The organism is Frankia sp. CcI156 (genome assembly GCF_001983015.1).
Classification (GTDB): domain Bacteria; phylum Actinomycetota; class Actinomycetes; order Frankiales; family Frankiaceae; genus Frankia; species Frankia casuarinae.
On sequence record NZ_MOMD01000003.1, the window covers coordinates 119,586 to 137,314 of the forward strand.

Consider the following 17,729-nt stretch of genomic DNA (forward strand, 5'->3'; position numbering starts at 1 on the left):
GCGGAGCCGGCGAACGGATGCGGGAGGTTCATCGCGGCGCGCCCGCAGGGTTGAGTGGGAACGACTCAGGTATGCTGAGCGTTGAAAAAGCGACGGTGCACGCCATCCGACCATCTGGGATCCGCCATGAACGCTGAACGCCTCACCGCCCGGTCGCAGGAGGCACTCTCCGCAGCGATCAGTCGAGCCACCGCCGACGGGTCACCCCTCGTCGACCCCCTCCACCTGCTCAACGCCCTGCTCGAAGCGTCCGACGGGGTCGGCGCGGCACTGCTGGCGTCCGCGGGCACCTCGGTCGACACGGTGCGCTCCCGAGCCGAGGCCGCGGTGACGCGGCTGCCCCGCGCGACGGGCCTGAGCGTGTCCCCGCCGCAGCTGTCCCGCCAGCTCATCGCGGTGCTGAACAACGCCGAGCGGCAGGCCGGTCAGCTGGGTGACGAATACACTTCGGTCGAGCATCTGGTCGTGGCACTCGCCGAGGAGGGGGGCGAGGCCGGGCGGATCCTCACCTCCGCCGGCGCCACGCCCGACGCGCTGCGCGGCGCCTTCGAGAAGGTGCGCGGCGGCGCCCGGCGGGTGACCAGCCGGGACCCGGAGGGCTCCTACCGCGCGTTGGAGAAGTACTCCATCGACCTCACCGAGCGTGCGCAGCAGGGCAAGCTGGACCCGGTGATCGGCCGCGACGCCGAGATCCGCCGCGTCATCCAGGTGCTGTCGCGGCGGACGAAGAACAACCCGGTCCTCATCGGCGAGCCCGGGGTCGGCAAGACGGCCATCGTCGAAGGGCTCGCGCTGCGGGTCGTCGCGGGTGACGTGCCCGAGTCGCTGCGCGGCCGGCGCATCGTCTCGCTCGACCTCGGTTCGATGGTTGCCGGCTCCAAGCTGCGCGGCGAGTTCGAGGAGCGGCTGACCTCTGTCCTCAACGAGATCCGCGAGGCCGAGGGTCAGATCATCACCTTCATCGACGAGCTGCACACCGTCGTCGGCGCCGGTGCGGCGGAAGGAGCGATGGACGCCGGCAACATGCTCAAGCCGATGCTCGCCCGCGGCGAGCTGCGCATGATCGGCGCCACCACCCTGGAGGAGTACCGCACCCGGATCGAGAAGGACCCGGCGCTGGAGCGTCGCTTCCAGCCGGTCCTCGTCGGCGAGCCGACGGTCGAGGACACCATCGGCATCCTGCGCGGGCTCAAGGAACGCTACGAGGTGCACCACGGCGTGCGCATCACCGACACCGCGCTGGTCGCCGCGGCCACCCTGTCCGACCGCTACGTCACCGCGCGCTTCCTGCCGGACAAGGCGATCGACCTGGTCGACGAGGCCGCGTCCCGGCTCCGCATGGAGATCGACAGCCGGCCGGTGGCGATCGACGAACTCGAACGCGCCGTGCGCCGCCTGGAGATCGAGGACATGGCGCTGTCCAAGGAGAACGACGAGGCCTCCCGCGAGCGGCGGGGGCGCCTGCAGCGCGAGCTCGCCGACCGGCGTGAGGAGCTGTCGAGCCTGACGGCCCGCTGGCACCGGGAGAAGGATTCGATCTCCGAGGTTCAGAAGATCAAGGAGGAGCTGGAGAACGCGCGGCGCGCCGTGGAGCTCGCCGAGCGCGACCTCGACCTCGCCAAGGCCGGGGAGCTGCGGTACGGCACCATCCCGACGTTGGAGAAGCGGCTGTCGGCGGCAACCGACGCGCTGGCCGGCGCGGACTCCCCCGGTGGGGCGATGCTCAACGAGGAGGTCGGCCCGGACGACGTCGCCGAGGTCGTCGCCGCCTGGACCGGGATCCCGGCCGGTCGCCTCCTCGAAGGCGAGACGGCGAAGCTGCTGCGTATGGAGTCCGCGCTGCACGCGCGGGTCATCGGCCAGGACGACGCGGTGCGGGCCGTCTCCGACGCGGTCCGCCGGGCCAGGGCCGGGATCGCCGACCCGGACCGGCCGACCGGCTCCTTCCTCTTCCTCGGGCCCACCGGGGTCGGGAAGACCGAGCTCGCGAAGGCGCTCGCCGATTTCCTCTTCGACGACGAGCGGGCGATCGTGCGCATCGACATGAGCGAGTATGCCGAGAAGCACTCGGTGGCCCGTCTGATCGGCGCCCCACCCGGGTACGTCGGGTTCGAGTCCGGCGGTCAGCTCACCGAGGCGATCCGCCGCCGGCCATACAGTGTCATCCTGTTGGACGAGGTCGAGAAGGCCCATCCGGACGTCTTTGACGTCCTGCTGCAGGTTCTCGACGACGGGCGGCTCACCGACGGCCAGGGCCGCACGGTGGACTTCCGCAACACGATCCTCATCCTGACCTCGAACCTCGGGTCGCAGTTCATCGCGGACCCCACGCTCAGCCCGCAGGTGCGCCGCGAGTCGGTGATGGTCGCCGTGCGCGACGCCTTCAAGCCGGAGTTCCTCAACCGCCTCGACGACGTCCTCGTCTTCGACCAGCTGGGCMGGGACGAGCTGACCCGCATCGTCGATCTCCAGCTCGATCGGCTGCGGGCCCGGCTGCTCGACCGGAGGATCACCCTCAACGTCACCGACGCCGCCAAGGGATGGCTCTCCGACGTCGGCTACGACCCGGTGTTCGGGGCCCGTCCGCTGCGGCGGCTGGTCCAGACGGCGATCGGCGACCAGCTCGCCAAGGAACTGCTCGGCGGGCAGATCCGGGACGGCGACGAGGTGCTCGTCAACACCGCGCCGGACCGCTCGGGTCTGACGGTCAAGGYCGCCACCGTCAAGTCCCTCTGACGGGCCTCCCGGCGAATCGCCGCAGACCGGGCGAGGACCATCGTGGGGACGGCACGCCGTCGGTTCCTCGACCGATTCGGGCCGGACGTAGCGGATGTGCGACTTATCGTTGCGGAATGCACGACGCTCTTCTGCCGGATCCCGCGCAGTGGCGGGTCCTGCCACCGGRCCTACGGCGGCTTCGACGGGCGCTCCTGATCGTGGGAGCCGTCCCGGTGGTGGCGCTCACCCTGCTGATCACGGCGGCGTTCGGCGGCTGGCCCTGGATACTGATCACGGTGGCGCCAATCCTCGTGACGGGCTGGCTCTGGCGCTCGATCGGCCTCCGCTGGCAGGCCTGGCGCTATGCCGAGCGGGAGGACGATCTCCTGATCAGCCGCGGGGTGCTGACGCGTCGCCTGATCGTGGTGCCGTATGGCCGGATGCAGCTCGTCGACGTCACCGCCGGACCACTGGCGYGCCGCTTCGGCATCGCCAAGGTGCAGCTGCACACCGCGGCCGCGGACAGCGATGCCATCATCCCCGGCCTGGCCCCGGACGAGGCCGCGCGGCTGCGTGACGCGCTCACCGAACGCGGTGAAGCCCGGTCGGCCGGGCTGTGACGATCGAGCGGGGGTCCACCACCGGCGAAGCGCCGGCTCGGGCGACACGCCCCGGCCAGGACGGGTTTCACCGGCTGCATCCGCTCACCCCGTTCCTGCGCGGCTGGGTAATCGTCGTGGCGTTCATGGCGACGGTCGGCAGAAACCTCGCCGACGACGTCACCCCCCGCATCATCGGGCTCACCCTGATCTTCCTGATTCCCGCCGCCGGCACCTACGGATACTGCGCCTGGCGATTCACCCGCTACCGGGTCGAACGCGACAATCTTCGGCTCGATACCGGGCTCTTGGTCCGACGGACCCGCCATGTCCGGCTGGATCGGTTACAGTCGGTGGACATCGCTCAACCACTTCTCGCCCGGGTCACGGGGCTCGCCATCCTCCGGATCGATCTCGCCGGTAGGGAACGCTCCGAACTGGACACCGACTCCGGGTCCGACCTGCGGTACCTGTCGGTGGGTCACGCCCAGCGGCTGCGGGCCGAGCTGCTGGCCACCGCCGCGGGACTCGCGCCGGACGTGGGCGAGGCACCGCAGCGCCCACTCGCCGAGGTGCCGCCACGGCGGTTGGTGGCCGCGATCGCGCTGTCCCCCGCGCCGTGGGTGGCGTTRTTCGGCGTGGCCGCGATCGCCACGCCCGCCCTGCTGACCGGTACCCTCACCGGCGCCCTCGGCGCCGTTCCGATGCTCGGCAGCCTCTGGCACACGACGTTTCGCCGGTTCGCGGCCGGCTACCCCTACACCGTCTCCGAGTCACCCGACGGGCTGCGCATCAACAGCGGTCTGCTCAACCGCACCCACGCCACGGTCCCGCCGGGACGGGTCCAGGCGATCAGCATCGGCGAACCGGCGCTGTGGCGCTGGTCGGGCTGGGTGACGCTCCGGATGAACGTGGCCGGCGGCGGGCCCTCCGTGCTGCTACCGGTGGCTCGCCGGGCGGATGCGCTGGCCCTGATCGGCCGGCTACTGCCCGGAGTGGATGTCGCGGCGGTGGCGATGACCCGGCCGCCACGCCGGGCCGCCTGGCTCGCCCCGCTCCACTGGCGGCGGCTGTCCTGCGGAGYGGACGACACGGTCTTCGTCGTACGCCGGGGAATCGTCCGGCGGCACACCGATCTCATCCCCCACGGTAAGGTGCAGAGCATCCGGATCGTGCAGAATCCGCTGGCCAGACTGCTACGGTTGGCCGACATGCACCTCGATACCACCGGCGGCCCGGTGACGGTGCGGGCCGGCCTGCGCGACGCCGACGAGGCGGTCTCGCTCGCCGCCGCACAGGCCGAACGATCCCGGATCGGTCGGCGCCACGCCGTACGGACCGCTGGATGAGCCGGGGCGCCGGGTAAACGGAGCCCCCGCCCTCAGCCGAACGTGGGGAACTCCGGCCCGAAGAGGGAACCCCACAGATTCACGRCCTCCTCGTGATCGCCGGCCTGTTCCGCGTCCACCGCCTTCGCCGAGTAGATCCGGGCGAGCCGGACACTCTCGGCCAACGCCTCGATGTCCTCGGCGCGTAGATACGACGACAGGTCCCCGCCGACGTCGGCCGGGTCGGCCACGGTGAGGCCGACATCGTCCAGATGCCGGAAGACCTCGGCGAGCCCCTGCCGGGTGTTGAGCCCGCGGCCGGCGAGGACCTGCCCGGCGAGCGCCTCGATGTGGAAGGAGCGCAGGTGGCTGCCGCGCACCCGGTTCCACGCCTTGAGCAGGCGGACCGCCGAGATCACCCGGGGGCCGAGGTCCGCCGTCCAGCTCGTGTGCCGCTCCGGCCGGGTCGGCAGCCAGCCACCGACCCGATCGGGTATGACGTACCCGGCACGCGGATGATCGAAGGCCGGCACCAGATGGACGTCCGGAGKGGCGTCGTAGACGATGCGCAGCGCCTGGCCGCGGCTACCGATCGTCTGGATTCGATCTCCGCCGATGGCGTTGCGCACGCAGAGCAGCAGGTCGCGGGAGTCCCAGCGGAAACGCTTCCAGGCGCTGTTGGCCGCCGAGAAGACCGCGAAGATGTCCACCTCGTCGAGCGGACGGATCATGGTGTCCCGACCCGCCGAGCCGATCGTGGCGACCCCGACCAGCGGCAGCGCGCAACGAGGCGGGAAGATCGCGCGCAGCGCCCGCTCCGCCTCGTCGCGGCGAGCCGCGACGACGGCACGGTCCTCGGCACCGAGACGGATCAGGTCGTCGAGTTTCGCGAAGGCACGCGCCGTGGTGCCGACCAGCAGCGGGCCCGTCAACGGACCCGTCAACGGACCGGTTGTCGGGTTGATCGGCGACGTCGAGCCGGCCGCGGCAGGCTCGGCGCGGGGGCCTCCCTCGGAGGGGAACAGAGCGTTGAGCGTCCCCGGCGCCGACTCCTTCGGCCGACGCCAGTCCGGCGGAATGATCAGATGATCGTACGTGACCTCGCTCGGCCGGACTCCGGCCGGTGTTCCCCGAGGGGTATCCACACTCATGGTGCTGACCTCCCAGGCGCAGGTGGYGCCGGACCGCTCGGGCTCCCCTCCCCGGGCACGCGACGGCCCTCCCACGGACCCCCACGGACGCCCCGCCCAGCTTCGGCCCGTCGGCCATTGGTCGCGACATCGCCTTACATGGTGCCCCAGGGCATCACAGTCTGAACAGGGGGCTGTCTGCGCGGYGTGTTCACCACTCTCCTCGTGACGGCGAAAAAATGAGCCGGGAGCTGTCACCCAGCCGACAACACAGCATGGTAACGGTACCGTCACAATGACCTTCCGCCACACCGCGAAAGGCGGCTGGACATGGGTTTTGCCCGTTCGGGCCGGATGACGGCCGAATCCGGACGGTACCGGAACGGTCGGCGGTGACTCGCGACGTCAGGCCCAGGCGAAGCCCGACGCCCGATAACGTTGCGTGACAAACCTCAATGGTCAACTTGGCGGCGGACGCAGCCAGATCCGCCACCAATCGGCGACCAACACACTCGTTGGCACGAACGAGGTCGCCTGCGCGAGACGCTTCCCCACGCTGTCCCCGCGCCGGATCCGCGTCTCCACCAGAGCGCCGCGGTATTCGAACCATCCCGCGACCGCGCGGATCGCCTCGGTGGCGTAGCCGCTGCGCCGGCAGCCGAGCGCGATCGACACCCCGACCACCACCCGCCGGCCGTGGGTCTCCGCCGCGAGCAGGCCCACCGCCGCCGATCCTGGCTGGCGACCCGGCTGGCGACCCGGCTGGCGACGCAGCACCCAGGTCAGGACCATGTGGCCGGCGCTCGCCCGACGGCGTAGTTCGCGCCGCAGCGCCCCCGCCGGATCGTCGGGATCGGGCGCCCCCGCGGCAGGATCGGTCCCGACGATTCCGCCGAAGGGGCCGGATCCGTCACCGGAGGCACCACGCGTGCCTGATCGCGGGGGGATGACCGTGAACGCCAGCGAGGGCGCGAGCTCCTCGGCGACGTATCCCGCGTTCCAAATGGTGAGCGGGAGTGYGAGTAGTCGGGAGGTGGTGAGTGTAGGGCCCTCACCCACGACGGGACGGCTCCCGGACCCCGAGCAGACCCCGTTCCCGGAGCCAGGACTCGGTGCGGTTCATGCCCTCGGGCAGCCGCACGACCGGCGACCATCCCGTCCGGGCCCGGATCTTCTCGATGGAGAGGCCCGCGTCGCGGGTCAGGGCGCGCACGGTGAGCGGACCGAGGTCCACCCGGGCGCGGGGATCGACTCCGGCCACCAGACGGGCACCTACACCGCGGATCAGGCCCGGTCCCCGCCGCGACGTCGCCGAGTTCACCGGAACGGCCGGGGCCGCCGGGGCCGCCGAGCCCGCTGGCCGCACCGAGGTCGTCGAGACCGCCGGGACCGGGTGGGTGGGGAGGGGTGGCGTCTCGGCCGCGGAATCGTCCACACCTCGCCTTCGGTAACCCTCCGCGAACGAACAGAAACGATCAATCGCGTCGACCGCTCCGAAGACCCTGGCCGGTACGGAGCGGGGCGCCGCGATCGCGAGCATCTGACAGTAAAAGGTGAAGAAGTCGGCGGCAGACACCGACTCCCCCCCGGTCACGTGCAGCACCTCACCGGCGACCGCCGACCGGTCCGCACCGGCGACGGTGGTCACCGCCGTGACCACGTCGTCGACATGCACGGGGCTGAGCACACCCCAGCCGCCGTCGACGAGGACGAACCGCCCGGCCCGCATCAGCAGCACCGGCCAGAGGGTCCAGCGACCGGCCCGGGGACCGTAGGCATCCCCGATCCGTAGGACGGTCGCGCCGAGTCCGTGCGCAGCGGCCGACCCGACCGCCTGTTCCGCGGCGGCCATGGCGTCGGCGCGGACGTCGCCGGTCAGTCCGATCGGCGTGGTCTCGTCCAATGATCGGCCGACGGCTCGCGCGGGCCTGCGGTCCCCGGTCCCGCCGGGGACCGGGCCACTCGTCCGGGCAAGCACGTCCACGCAGGAGAGATGGACGAAGCGGTCGACCCCGGCCCGACCCGCGGCGTCGAGCAACGCCGCCGTGGCGCCGAGGGTCACCCGCCGGATCTCGGCGTCGGACACCCGTACCGGCGCTCCGGCTCGGCCGGGACGCACCGGGGTCAGTTCCGCGACGCCACCGGTCCCGATGGCGGCGGCATGGATCACCAGCTCCGTGCCGTAAAAGGCCTTCTCCCACTCACCGGGACGGCTGACGTCGGCCTGCATGACACCCGGCGCGCGCCGGATGTCGATGGCGACAACGTCGTCACCGCGCCGCCGCAGCGCGTGGGCCAGCGCTCCGCCGAGGAAGCCGGCCGCGCCGGTGACCACCGCCCGAACCAAGGTCGCTCCTCCTGCCAGGATCACCCTCGCCGACGGCGCTGCCGCGCGGCCCGCCGGCCCGTCCACCGGCTGGGTCCGCGGGTTTTACCACGCTCGCTGCCGTGCTCGCTGCCGTGCTCGCTGCCGTGCTCGCTGCCGTCGGCGACGACCCGACCCTACGGGATCGACTACTGATCAGGACCGGGACATCCCCGCGAGTCGGGAGGATCGAGGTCGGGTGCACCTCCCGGGATGCCACGGGCCGGTCGCGCCCGGCAGGTGGGCCGGCCCTCACGGCGTCCCGAAGTCCTGGGTCCAGTAGGTGCCGTACCTRCCGCCCGTCGCGTAGCCCACGCCGATCCGGGTCAGCGAGCAGGTGAGGATGTTCGATCGGTGCTCCGGGCTGTTCATCCATCCGCGCATCACCTCGGCCACGGTGCGCTGACCGGCGGCGATGTTCTCGGCGGCGATGGAGAAGGAGAAGCCGGCGGCGGCGATCCGGTCGAAGGGCGAGCGACCGTCCGGGCTGCCGTGGCCGAAATAGCCGACCGTGGCCATGTCGACGCTGTGTGCCTGGGCCGCGGCGGCCAACCGCAAGTCGACGATCAACGGAGGACAACCGGCCGCCCGGCGCTCGAAGTTGGTCGAGGTCGCGACCTGACCGACCAGGCTCATCCAGGAGGCCGGCAGGTACGGCGGGTGGGGGGATGCGACGGCCGGGGCCGACGCGGACGGAGCAGTCACCGGCGCGGCCAGGGCCAGAGCCGCCGCCCGCGCGGCGGCCAGCTGATCCGGACCGGCCAGGCGAGCGGTGGGCGGAGGCTCGGCCCCGGGTCCGGTCGGCGCACCCCGATCCGCGATCCGACCCGCGATCGACGTGGGGGGGACCCCGGCCGCCACCCMGACCACGCCCCGATCCGGCTGCGTGCCGGCGCGGCCGGCCAGGCGGTCACCGTCACGCGGTGCCGAATGACCACCCGCGAGCAGCACGACCGTCAGAACCGCGGTCAAGGCCCCTGCCGCGCTGCAGAGGACGGGGCCGGCGCGACGCCGTCCCGCATGGTGCCGCCCGTGCTGTCGAAGCATCGAATCCTTCGGTGGTCGGACCCCCGACCGCGTACCTGGATCGATCAAGGTTAGCCGGCCATAGCCAGAAATTGCCATAGGAAAGGGAATTGATCGTCCAATGTGATCTGGTCGTAACGTCGTGGAGACTACCGGTCCACGGATCTCCYGGCATGATCCGGCGCCGCGGGGCACTGACGGACAACATCCCTGCGCTCCTCGCCCGCCCCCTCGGCGCTCCTCGCCCGACGCGGACTACCGCGGCCCCTGGTCGGGGAGCCGGCCCGATCGCCGGCGCAGCAGCTCGCCGGCGATCCCGGCGATGACGGAGATGACGATCACTACGAGCGCGATCCACACCGCCGCGTCCCGCAGCCCAGGAATGGCGGCCGCCGTATAGCCCAGAAGGATCAATCCGGTCCCCCAGACGAGCGCCCCGAGCACGACCGCGATCAGAAAGCGGGACCATGACATCGCCACGGTCCCGGCGAGTACCGGCGCGAACGTCCTCGCCCACGGCACGAAGCGGGCCGCGACCAGGGTGATCGGCCCGAACCGCCGGTAGAATTCCTCCGTACGGGCCAGCACCGTGGCGTGCCTGCGTTCCAGGTACGGCCGGCCGAGACGATGCCCGGTGTAGTAGCCCGCCGCCGCCCCGACGGTGGCTGCCGCCGCGACCCCGATCGAGAGGACCGCGACGGACACGTTCGACGCCGCGTCCGCCGCCATCAGCCCGGCCGCGAAGAGAATGGTGTCACCCGGAAGCCAGAACCCGATCAGGATCCCGCTCTCGACGAAGATGACCGCGAAGAGGACGACGTACAGCGTCATCCCGGACAGGCTGCCGACGTCCACTCGACCAGTGTGCCGGCCCCTGGTCGGCACCCGCCGACCAAGTCGGCGGGGACCACATCGCGCGGATCCGCACCGCGCCGGCGACGTCAGCCGCATCCGACCCCGGGACGGGGCAAGGCGTCATACCCTTCGCCCATCAGGAGTCCACGGCGGGCTTCGGCCCGATCCGGCTGCCCTGCACCGCGGGTGCATGGCTGATCGGCGCCCCTACAGGTTCGTAAGGAGCCCCACCGATGCCCATCGCCAYGCCAGACGTATATGCCGAGATGCTCGACCGGGCGAAGGCCCAGTCCTTCGCCTACCCCGCGATCAACGTGACCTCGTCGCAGTCCCTGAACGCCGCGCTGCGGGRCTTCACCGAAGCCGGCAGTGACGGCATCGTGCAGGTGTCCACCGGCGGTGCCGAGTACCTGTCCGGCTCGACGGTGAAGAACATGGTCCTCGGCGCGGAGGCACTGGCCGAGTTCGCCCACCACGTCGCGAAGGCGTATCCGGTCAACATCGCCCTGCACACCGACCACTGCCCGGCCGACAAGCTTGACACCTACATCCGCCCCTTGATCGCGATCTCGAAGAATCGGGTGGCCCAGGGACGCGAGCCGCTCTTCCAGTCGCACATGTGGGACGGCTCGGCGGTCCCCCTCGAGGAGAACCTCAAGATCGCCGAAGAACTACTCGCGGACGCCGCCGCCGCGAAGATCGTTCTCGAGGTCGAGATCGGGGTCGTCGGCGGCGAGGAGGACGGCGTCGTCGGCGCGATCGACGAGAAGCTCTACACGACGCCGGAGGACATGTGGCGGACGGCCGAGGTGCTCGGCACCGGCGCGAAGGGGCGCTACCTGCTCGCCGCCACCTTCGGCAACGTGCACGGTGTGTACAAGCCCGGAAACGTCAAGCTACGCCCGACGATTCTGCACGAAGGACAGGAGTACGTCGCCAGGAAGCTCGGGCTGCCAGCCGGCGCGAAGCCGTTCAACCTCGTCTTTCACGGCGGTAGCGGGTCGGCTCTCACCGAAATCCGCGAGACCCTCGACTACGGGGTGGTCAAGATGAACGTGGACACGGACACCCAGTACGCATTCACCCGCCCCATCGTGGACCACGTGTTCAAAAACTATGACGGCGTTCTCAAGGTGGACGGTGAGGTCGGCGTGAAGAAGGCGTACGACCCGCGTACCTACGGAAAGCTCGCGGAGAGCAGCATGGCGGCCCGCGTCGCCCAGGCGTGTGAGGACCTCCGTTCCGCCGGCACCAGCCTCGGGCGGGCATAGTCGGGCCCAGGAGCGCACGCCGGCTGGCGGGATCGGTTCGTCGGATACCGGCCGCTTGTCCGCCGGCCGGCGGACAAGCGGACAGATAGCCGCCGGCCGCGAACGGGCAACCGAGCAACCGCCGCCGCTCGTCCGAGGACATTCTCCGGACCCCTCGGTCCGACCCTCTCCATCATTTCCGGCGGACGGAACGACCGGCACGCGGCGGACATCCGACCCGCCCCGGTCCGATGCACGACCCGCCGATTTCCCGTACTATGCCGGCCCGCGCGGTCCCCCGGTCGCTCCGACGGCTGGGGGACCACTGTTTAGCGGGCGCGGCATCCCGCTCCTCGCGTAACGCCGCCCCCGCCGGCAACCAGCAGGTTTCGGCCAAATGAGCGGACACGCACCGGACCTTCGGTAACCGTTCACCTACCGCCCCACCCCCAGGGAACCCCTTCGCCCACTGTGGTGATCCGACGGGCGCTTTTCACAGTCGGTGTCCGATTGAATCCGCCGTGTGCAAAAATCACAACGCCGCAAGTTACCGCCCGATTTCCGTTGTTTTTCTCACAAAAACAGGCTTCAATGGACGAAGCGTAGTATCAGGCCGATCACTCGCGTCGATCTCGTAGCAGGGCCGTCACGCCTTTGTCGACATGTCACGCATCTGGCCTGATGTGGGACTCTCCGCTCATCGTCGACCATCGGCAAACAGGGTGATCGGCCGAGCACAAATGCCTCCGCACGCCGTACCGCCAGGTTGATGAGCGGGCGCGCACGCGCGATACCAGGCCGCCAGTTCCTACTCAAGCAGGCGCGCCGAGTGTGCTCTTTTTCACGCACCCTATTCAATGCTTGGCGACTCGCCGGGCGGCGTGGTTATGGTTTTCGCCGTGCCCGGCAACAACGTCGGGCATTCGTCGGGCGGCACGCCGAATCCTGCCCCTGGCCGACGATTTCTCGAACCGGGCGGCAKGAACGGGGGACCCATCTCCGAGTATCGAAAGGATTCGATGCTCTCGGGGTGAAGCCATGTGCGACGACCACCCGGAAAGGTATTTCCGGTGCGGCTTCCGTCTCCAGGGATCCCTGGCACGGCCGGGCAGTTCCCAGCCCGAATCCGACAGCTCACCTCGCAGGCGTGGGGAAGGACCACAAGACATGTCCGACGCACGTATCAGTGGCCGACAATGCCGCGCCGGTACCCGCAGCCGGGCCCGGGCCCTCGTGGTCGCACCAGTACTCGCGGCGGCGGTGGGCGGCACCTTCGCGCTCAGCCAGCCGGCCGATGCGGCCACCACCTGGACGGGCCTGCGGCAGTGCGAGTCCGGCGGTGACTACACGACCAACACCGGCAACGCGTACTACGGCGCTTACCAGTTCTCCGCCAGCACTTGGCACAGCCTCGGCTACGGCGGTCTGCCGCACCAGGCTTCCCCGGCCGTCCAGGACGAGGCCGCGCTCAAGCTCGCCCGACGGTCCGGCTTCGGCCAGTGGCCGGCCTGTGGCYGCGGGATGGGCGCCGACCAGCTCGCGGGCGGCTCGTCGAGCTCCTCGGGCCAGGCCTCGCGCACGACGGAACGCCGCGAGCTGACGGTCAGCCCCATCTCCATGAGCACCCCCGTATTCACCCGTAACCTGACGACCGCACTGGCCAGGCAGGTACGTGACGACGTGCGGGCCTGGCAGGCCCGCGTCAACCATCTGGGCTATCCGATCACGATCGACGGCCGCTACGGACCACGCTCCGCCGCAGTCGCCCGCGCCCTGCAGGCCGCCAAGGGACTCGCCGTCGACGGCATCGTCGGCCCGGCGACCTGGCGGGCCACCTTCCGCTGATCCTCCCCATCAGCCCCATCAGCTCCATCAGCTGATCCATTCGCTCCGCCCCCGTGGCGGAGGGACGACCGCCGCGGGAACCGGACATCCCACCCCGGCGACACCGGTCAGGGGATCTCACCTCGACGACGGGCTGGCCCGACCTGTCTCCGGACGATCTCCGGTTGACGGCCCGTACGGGCCGGCCCGTACAACCCACCACCAGCATCACCAGGACCGCACCCTGACCGGCCTCCGGCAGGGCCGATCTTCGGCAGAGCCGATCTTCGGCAAGGCCGACGAGGAACAGCAGGACCAGCGAGCCACCTGCGGAACCTGTATGGAAGTGGCACGATTCGCGCGATCCTCACTGGTTACTCCGGACCACCCCGGTTTGCGCTCCATGAGCGGTTCTCGCTAGAGTGCCRCTCACTCGCCTCGTCGGCGAGGCCGCCCGGACGGACGCCGAGTCCTGCCCCCGTACGAGCGGCCGGAACGAACATCGACCGCAGCGGGCAGGAGTGGGGGACCCACATTTCGGGCGCCGCAAGCGGCGTCCTTGGGGTAAAGCCGGTGCGTCCCGGCCCATGGTGGAGAGCGGTTCCCACCCGGGGTCGGATCCTCCGGCCGGGCCATCCCAGCCCGCACCCGACAGCTCACCCCGCAGGCGACGGGATTGGACTGACATGCCCTCTGGGCGTCGTGGCGGCAGACATCGAGCACCGCAGGCCCCATCGCCCGCCGGTCGCATCCTGCGCACCACCGGCGCGGTCACGGCCATCGTCGGCAGCGGCCTCGCGGTCACCGCGGCTCCGGCGGGCGCGGCCACCTCCGACGACTTCGCCAAGCTCCGCCAATGCGAGTCCGGCGGCAACTACGCGGTCAACACCGGCAACGGCTTCTCCGGTGCCTACCAGTTCGACGACCAGACCTGGCACGGGCTCGGGTACTCCGGCCGCCCGTACCAGGCATCGCCCGCCACGCAGGACGAGGCGGCCGCGAAGCTCTACAACCAGCGGGGCTGGCAGCCATGGCCGTCCTGCTCGGTCAAGATGGGCCTGACCAACAACGGCCCGGCCAGTGTCCCGGGCGGCTCCGGTGACGTCATCCAGCAGGCCATCACCCCGGTGGAACCCCCCATGACGCTGGACCGGGCCCGCCGGGAGATGGGGGACGGCTCGTTCAGGGGCACGGTCCTCGACGCGTCCCTCAGCGACGACGTTCGCCCGGACGCCTTCGTCTGGCAGGACAGGATGCGTCAGAAGGGCTTCGTACTCACCRTCGACGGCAAGTTCGGACCGCAGTCGCAGGGCATCGCCGCGCTGTACTCGTACCTCACCCGGGTGAGCGACGGTCAACCCGGGGTCGTCGGCCAGAATCTGTGGAACGTCAGCGTCAGGGCCTGACCGACCGGTCACCGTGCGCGCAGGGCAAGCGCGTCCGGGGTGACCTCCATGACGTGTGCGGCCGGTCGTCGGGCAGGATGCACTCATGACGACGCCGTCCACCTCGGGAAAGCCCAACCTGCTCTCCGGTCCGCCGCCGACGCTCCTGCCCTCCGACGCGGCCGCGACCGATGCGCTGGTCGCCGGTGATCCGCCGGATGCCGTCGCCGCCCGGCTGCCCGCGTTCAGCGTGCCTTGGGCCGCGCTCGCCGAGCTCGCGCTCACCGGCGGACGACCCGTCGAGGCCTATGCCTACGCCCGCACGGGCTATCACCGCGGCCTCGACGCCCTGCGCCGCTCGGGCTGGAAGGGCAACGGGCCGATCCCCTGGTCACACGAACCCAACCGCGGGTTCCTGCGTTCGCTCGCCGCTCTCGGTCGGGCGGCCGCGGCCATCGGGGAGGCCGAGGAGGCCACCCGCTGCCGGACGTTCCTGGCCGACAGCGATTCCGTCGCTGCCAGTGAGCTCGGCTTCACCTGACAGTGAGTTCATCAGGCCGCGTCGGTGGTGGAGACCAGCGAGGATGCCGCAGCCGGCCCCACGACCCCGCCATCCCTAGTAACCTCGCCCGGTGCCTGCTCTTGTCCTCATCGGTGCCCAGTGGGGCGACGAGGGAAAAGGAAAGGCGACCGACCTCCTGGGCGGCGCCGTCGATTACGTCGTCCGGTACCAGGGTGGCAACAACGCCGGCCACACCGTGGTCATCGGGGCGGAGAGTTACGCGCTCCACCTGATTCCCAGTGGCATGCTGCGGGCCGACTGCGTTCCCGTGATCGGCAACGGGGTCGTCATCGACCCGGGCGTGCTGCTGGCCGAGATGGACGGGCTCACCGCCCGCGGCATCGACGTCTCCCGGCTCCTGATCAGCGCGAACGCCCATCTGATCATGCCCCATCACCGGGCGCTGGACCGGGTCATCGAGCGTTACCTGGRCAAGGCGCGGATCGGTACCACCGGTCGCGGCATCGGTCCCACCTACGGCGACAAGGTTGCCCGTACGGGCATCAGAGTGCAGGATCTCCTCGACCCGGGCATCTTCCACAAGAAGCTCGAACTGGTGCTACGGGAGAAGAACCAGGTCCTGGCCAAGGTCTACAACCGGCGCCGGATCGAGCTCGACGAGGTGGTCGAGGAGTACGCCGACTACGCGAAACGCCTGCAACCCCACATCGCCGACACCGGTCTGATCCTCGACCGGGCGCTGCGCGCGGKCAAGGTCGTGCTGCTCGAAGGCTCCCAGGGCACCCTCCTCGACGTCGACCACGGCACCTACCCGTTCGTCACGTCATCGAACCCGACCGCCGGCTACGCGGCCACCGGCGCCGGCATCGGCCCGACGAGGATCAGTCGGGTGATCGGCATCATCAAGGCCTACACGACCCGGGTCGGCGCCGGCCCCTTCCCCACCGAACTGGACGACAAGGTCGGAGAGGAGCTGCGCCGCATCGGCGGGGAGTTCGGCGTGACGACCGGCCGGGCGCGGCGCACCGGCTGGTTCGACGCCGTAATCGCCCGCTACGCGGTGCGGGTCAACGGCCTGACCGACCTTTTCCTCACCAAACTGGACGTCCTGTCGGGCTTCGACCGGGTGCCCATCTGCGTCGGCTACGACCTCGGCGGCGAACGGGTTGACGAGATGCCCATGACCCAGACCGAGTTCCACCACGCCAAGCCGATCTACACCGACCTGCCCGGCTGGCACGAGGACATCTCCGACGTCCGGTCGTTCGCCGACCTGCCCGGCGCCGCGAAGGACTACATCAGGGCGTTGGAGGAGTTCTCCGGCGCCCCGGTGTCGGCGGTCGGCGTCGGTCCCGGGCGGGACCAGACGCTCGTCATCAATGACCTGGTCTGAAACGACTGGTCCGGAACGGACCTGATCTGATCCCGCCCGGCGCGGGCCGAGATCCGGTCGGTTCCGGTTGCACCCGGAAGCATTACCGTCGACGCTTGGGCGGTCACGCAAAGCAATGACGTCCGGGGGTGGTGGCGGTGGCCGTTGTCAGGTCCCGGCCGTCGGATGACGATCCTTCCATCCCCGGGCGGACACCGCTGTCGCTGCCGGAACCGGCCGAAGCCCCGCAACCGGCCCGTTGGCCACCAGCCGTGAGRCGCGGTTACCTGCACCCGACCGACTCCGACGCCTGGCCGGTCGGGTTCTCCCCCACCGGCGAGGCTCTGCCGCAGACCCTGACCGACGTGCTGCTGCGGGGCAGCCACGCCATCCGGAGCTCGAAGCGGGCCGAGGCACAGCGGCTCGAACGCGCCGCGGCCGTCGCCAGTCACGTCGACGCCCAGATCCGTGACTTCCTGGACTTCTGCGCGGCCGAACACCTGGTACCACCGGTCACGGTGCGGGCGACCCGCACCGCGCCGCACCGCGCGCCGGCGCGGTACCGTGCCGGGCGGCCGCTGCCCGCGCTGGACCTGAGCGAGGGCGGGGCGACACGGGCGACACGGGCGGTCACGGACCCGGCGGCCCGGGCCGACCCGGCGGATCGGGCGGACCGGGCGGATCGGGCGGACCGGGCGGACCGGGCGGACGCGGGTGAGGCGGCCGTTGACCCCGGTCGCCGCCGGCGTTGGCCGGGACGGCGGGAACGGCTGCAGGCGTGGCCGCTGCTGTACTGGCGCTGCGAGAACTTCCCGGCTGCGGGGCGGTCGCTGCACCTGTTCGTCGAACCGGGTGGGCGCGCCTTCGAAGGCCGCGACGATCCCGCCCCGCTGACCGTGCTCGGCCGGGAGGTCCGGGTCTGGCCGGTCGACGCCGCCGCCATCGTCGCGGGCATGGCCGAGGTGGACGCACGCCGCTGCGCGCTGCACCTGGTGCACGGCATGGCCCACCTGCTCTGGCGGTCGGGTGTCGGGCTGTAGTCGCTCAGCGCGGATCGTCCCAGGTGATCGGCCGGGAGTCACCGGCACCGACCGGGCACGACGCGCACGATGATCAGCACACCCGCTACTGTGGAACCGTGACCCGACCGAACTGCGACGACGCGATGCCCCAGACGGGGTTCGCCGGTTCGCGATGGCACCCGCGCCCGGTCCGGATCTCCGTCCCGGCGCCGCGCGCCAGGGACAACCGGTGACGGCCGCCACCGACCCTCGCGTCCCCCGCGCACGGCCGTGGCGGCGACGCGGCCCGCTCCGCCGGCATTACCGGGAATTCGCCGCCGCGCACCGGGCCG

Annotated in this window: 14 protein-coding genes and 2 riboswitches; of the genes, 9 read left to right on the forward strand and 5 right to left on the reverse strand. The window is 70.9% G+C overall.

Annotation, left to right across the window (positions count from 1 at the left end):
• The first annotated feature begins 126 nt into the window (after positions 1–126).
• The 3 genes from clpB (at position 127) to CcI156_RS02115 (ending at position 4,666) form a co-directional block, all read left to right on the forward strand.
• Positions 127–2,736, forward strand: a complete 2,610-nt coding sequence (gene clpB / locus CcI156_RS02105) for an ATP-dependent chaperone ClpB (RefSeq protein ID WP_076804127.1) — start codon at positions 127–129, stop codon at positions 2,734–2,736.
• A gap of 116 nt (positions 2,737–2,852) precedes the next feature.
• Entirely contained in the window at positions 2,853–3,338 is a 486-nt protein-coding gene (locus CcI156_RS02110) for a PH domain-containing protein (RefSeq protein ID WP_076804128.1), read from the forward strand.
• Positions 3,335–4,666: a PH domain-containing protein gene (locus tag CcI156_RS02115; RefSeq protein WP_139341399.1), complete on the forward strand. Its 1,332-nt coding sequence runs from the start codon at positions 3,335–3,337 to the stop codon at positions 4,664–4,666. Before CcI156_RS02110 ends, CcI156_RS02115 begins: the two co-directional genes overlap by 4 nt.
• A 32-nt stretch (positions 4,667–4,698) precedes the next feature.
• Here CcI156_RS02115 and CcI156_RS02120 read toward each other — a convergent pair whose 3' ends face one another.
• The 5 genes from CcI156_RS02120 to CcI156_RS02140 form a co-directional block, all read right to left on the reverse strand.
• Entirely contained in the window at positions 4,699–5,796 is a 1,098-nt protein-coding gene (locus tag CcI156_RS02120) for a nucleotidyltransferase (RefSeq protein ID WP_076804129.1), read from the reverse strand.
• A 438-nt stretch (positions 5,797–6,234) separates the two neighbouring features.
• A complete protein-coding gene (locus CcI156_RS02125; RefSeq protein ID WP_076804130.1) occupies positions 6,235–6,834 on the reverse strand; it encodes a GNAT family N-acetyltransferase in 600 nt (199 codons plus the stop codon).
• A complete protein-coding gene (locus CcI156_RS02130; protein WP_023840673.1) occupies positions 6,827–8,122 on the reverse strand; it encodes an NAD(P)-dependent oxidoreductase in 1,296 nt (431 codons plus the stop codon). Before CcI156_RS02130 ends, CcI156_RS02125 begins: the two co-directional genes overlap by 8 nt.
• Positions 8,123–8,392: 270 nt before the next feature.
• Positions 8,393–9,112 (reverse strand): CAP domain-containing protein, encoded by a 720-nt coding sequence (locus CcI156_RS02135; RefSeq protein ID WP_076804131.1) that lies wholly within the window; start codon positions 9,110–9,112, stop codon positions 8,393–8,395.
• A gap of 309 nt (positions 9,113–9,421) precedes the next feature.
• Positions 9,422–10,021 (reverse strand): DedA family protein, encoded by a 600-nt coding sequence (locus CcI156_RS02140; RefSeq protein ID WP_023840672.1) that lies wholly within the window; start codon positions 10,019–10,021, stop codon positions 9,422–9,424.
• Between the two features lie 233 nt (positions 10,022–10,254).
• Between CcI156_RS02140 and fbaA the strand changes: the two genes are divergently transcribed.
• The 6 genes from fbaA (at position 10,255) to CcI156_RS02170 (ending at position 17,415) form a co-directional block, all read left to right on the forward strand.
• Positions 10,255–11,292 carry a class II fructose-bisphosphate aldolase gene (gene fbaA / locus CcI156_RS02145; RefSeq protein ID WP_076804132.1) on the forward strand — a complete coding sequence of 346 codons (1,038 nt, stop codon included), beginning with the start codon at positions 10,255–10,257 and terminating at the stop codon, positions 11,290–11,292.
• A 905-nt stretch (positions 11,293–12,197) separates the two neighbouring features.
• A riboswitch (cyclic di-AMP (ydaO/yuaA leader) is annotated at positions 12,198–12,432 on the forward strand.
• Positions 12,433–12,438: 6 nt separating this feature from the next.
• Positions 12,439–13,116, forward strand: a complete 678-nt coding sequence (locus CcI156_RS02150) for a transglycosylase family protein (protein WP_076804133.1) — start codon at positions 12,439–12,441, stop codon at positions 13,114–13,116.
• 473 nt (positions 13,117–13,589) lie between these two features.
• Positions 13,590–13,779, forward strand: a riboswitch (cyclic di-AMP (ydaO/yuaA leader).
• A 2-nt stretch (positions 13,780–13,781) separates the two neighbouring features.
• Positions 13,782–14,501 carry a transglycosylase family protein gene (locus tag CcI156_RS02155; protein ID WP_076804134.1) on the forward strand — a complete coding sequence of 240 codons (720 nt, stop codon included), beginning with the start codon at positions 13,782–13,784 and terminating at the stop codon, positions 14,499–14,501.
• Positions 14,502–14,586: 85 nt separating this feature from the next.
• Positions 14,587–15,021: a DUF3151 domain-containing protein gene (locus tag CcI156_RS02160; protein WP_023840671.1), complete on the forward strand. Its 435-nt coding sequence runs from the start codon at positions 14,587–14,589 to the stop codon at positions 15,019–15,021.
• A gap of 91 nt (positions 15,022–15,112) precedes the next feature.
• On the forward strand, positions 15,113–16,396 hold the full coding sequence (locus tag CcI156_RS02165; protein ID WP_076804135.1) for an adenylosuccinate synthase: 1,284 nt from the start codon (positions 15,113–15,115) through the stop codon (positions 16,394–16,396).
• Positions 16,397–16,575: 179 nt separating this feature from the next.
• Positions 16,576–17,415, forward strand: coding sequence for a hypothetical protein (locus CcI156_RS02170; RefSeq protein ID WP_369808115.1), 840 nt, complete (start codon positions 16,576–16,578; stop codon positions 17,413–17,415).
• The last annotated feature ends 314 nt before the right edge of the window (positions 17,416–17,729 follow it).

What these genes read in the sequence shown, in the direction of transcription:
- CcI156_RS02160 (WP_023840671.1), top strand. Translation starts at nt 14,587, where the DNA reads ATGACGACGCCGTCCACCTCGGGAAAGCCCAACCTGCTCTCCGGTCCG.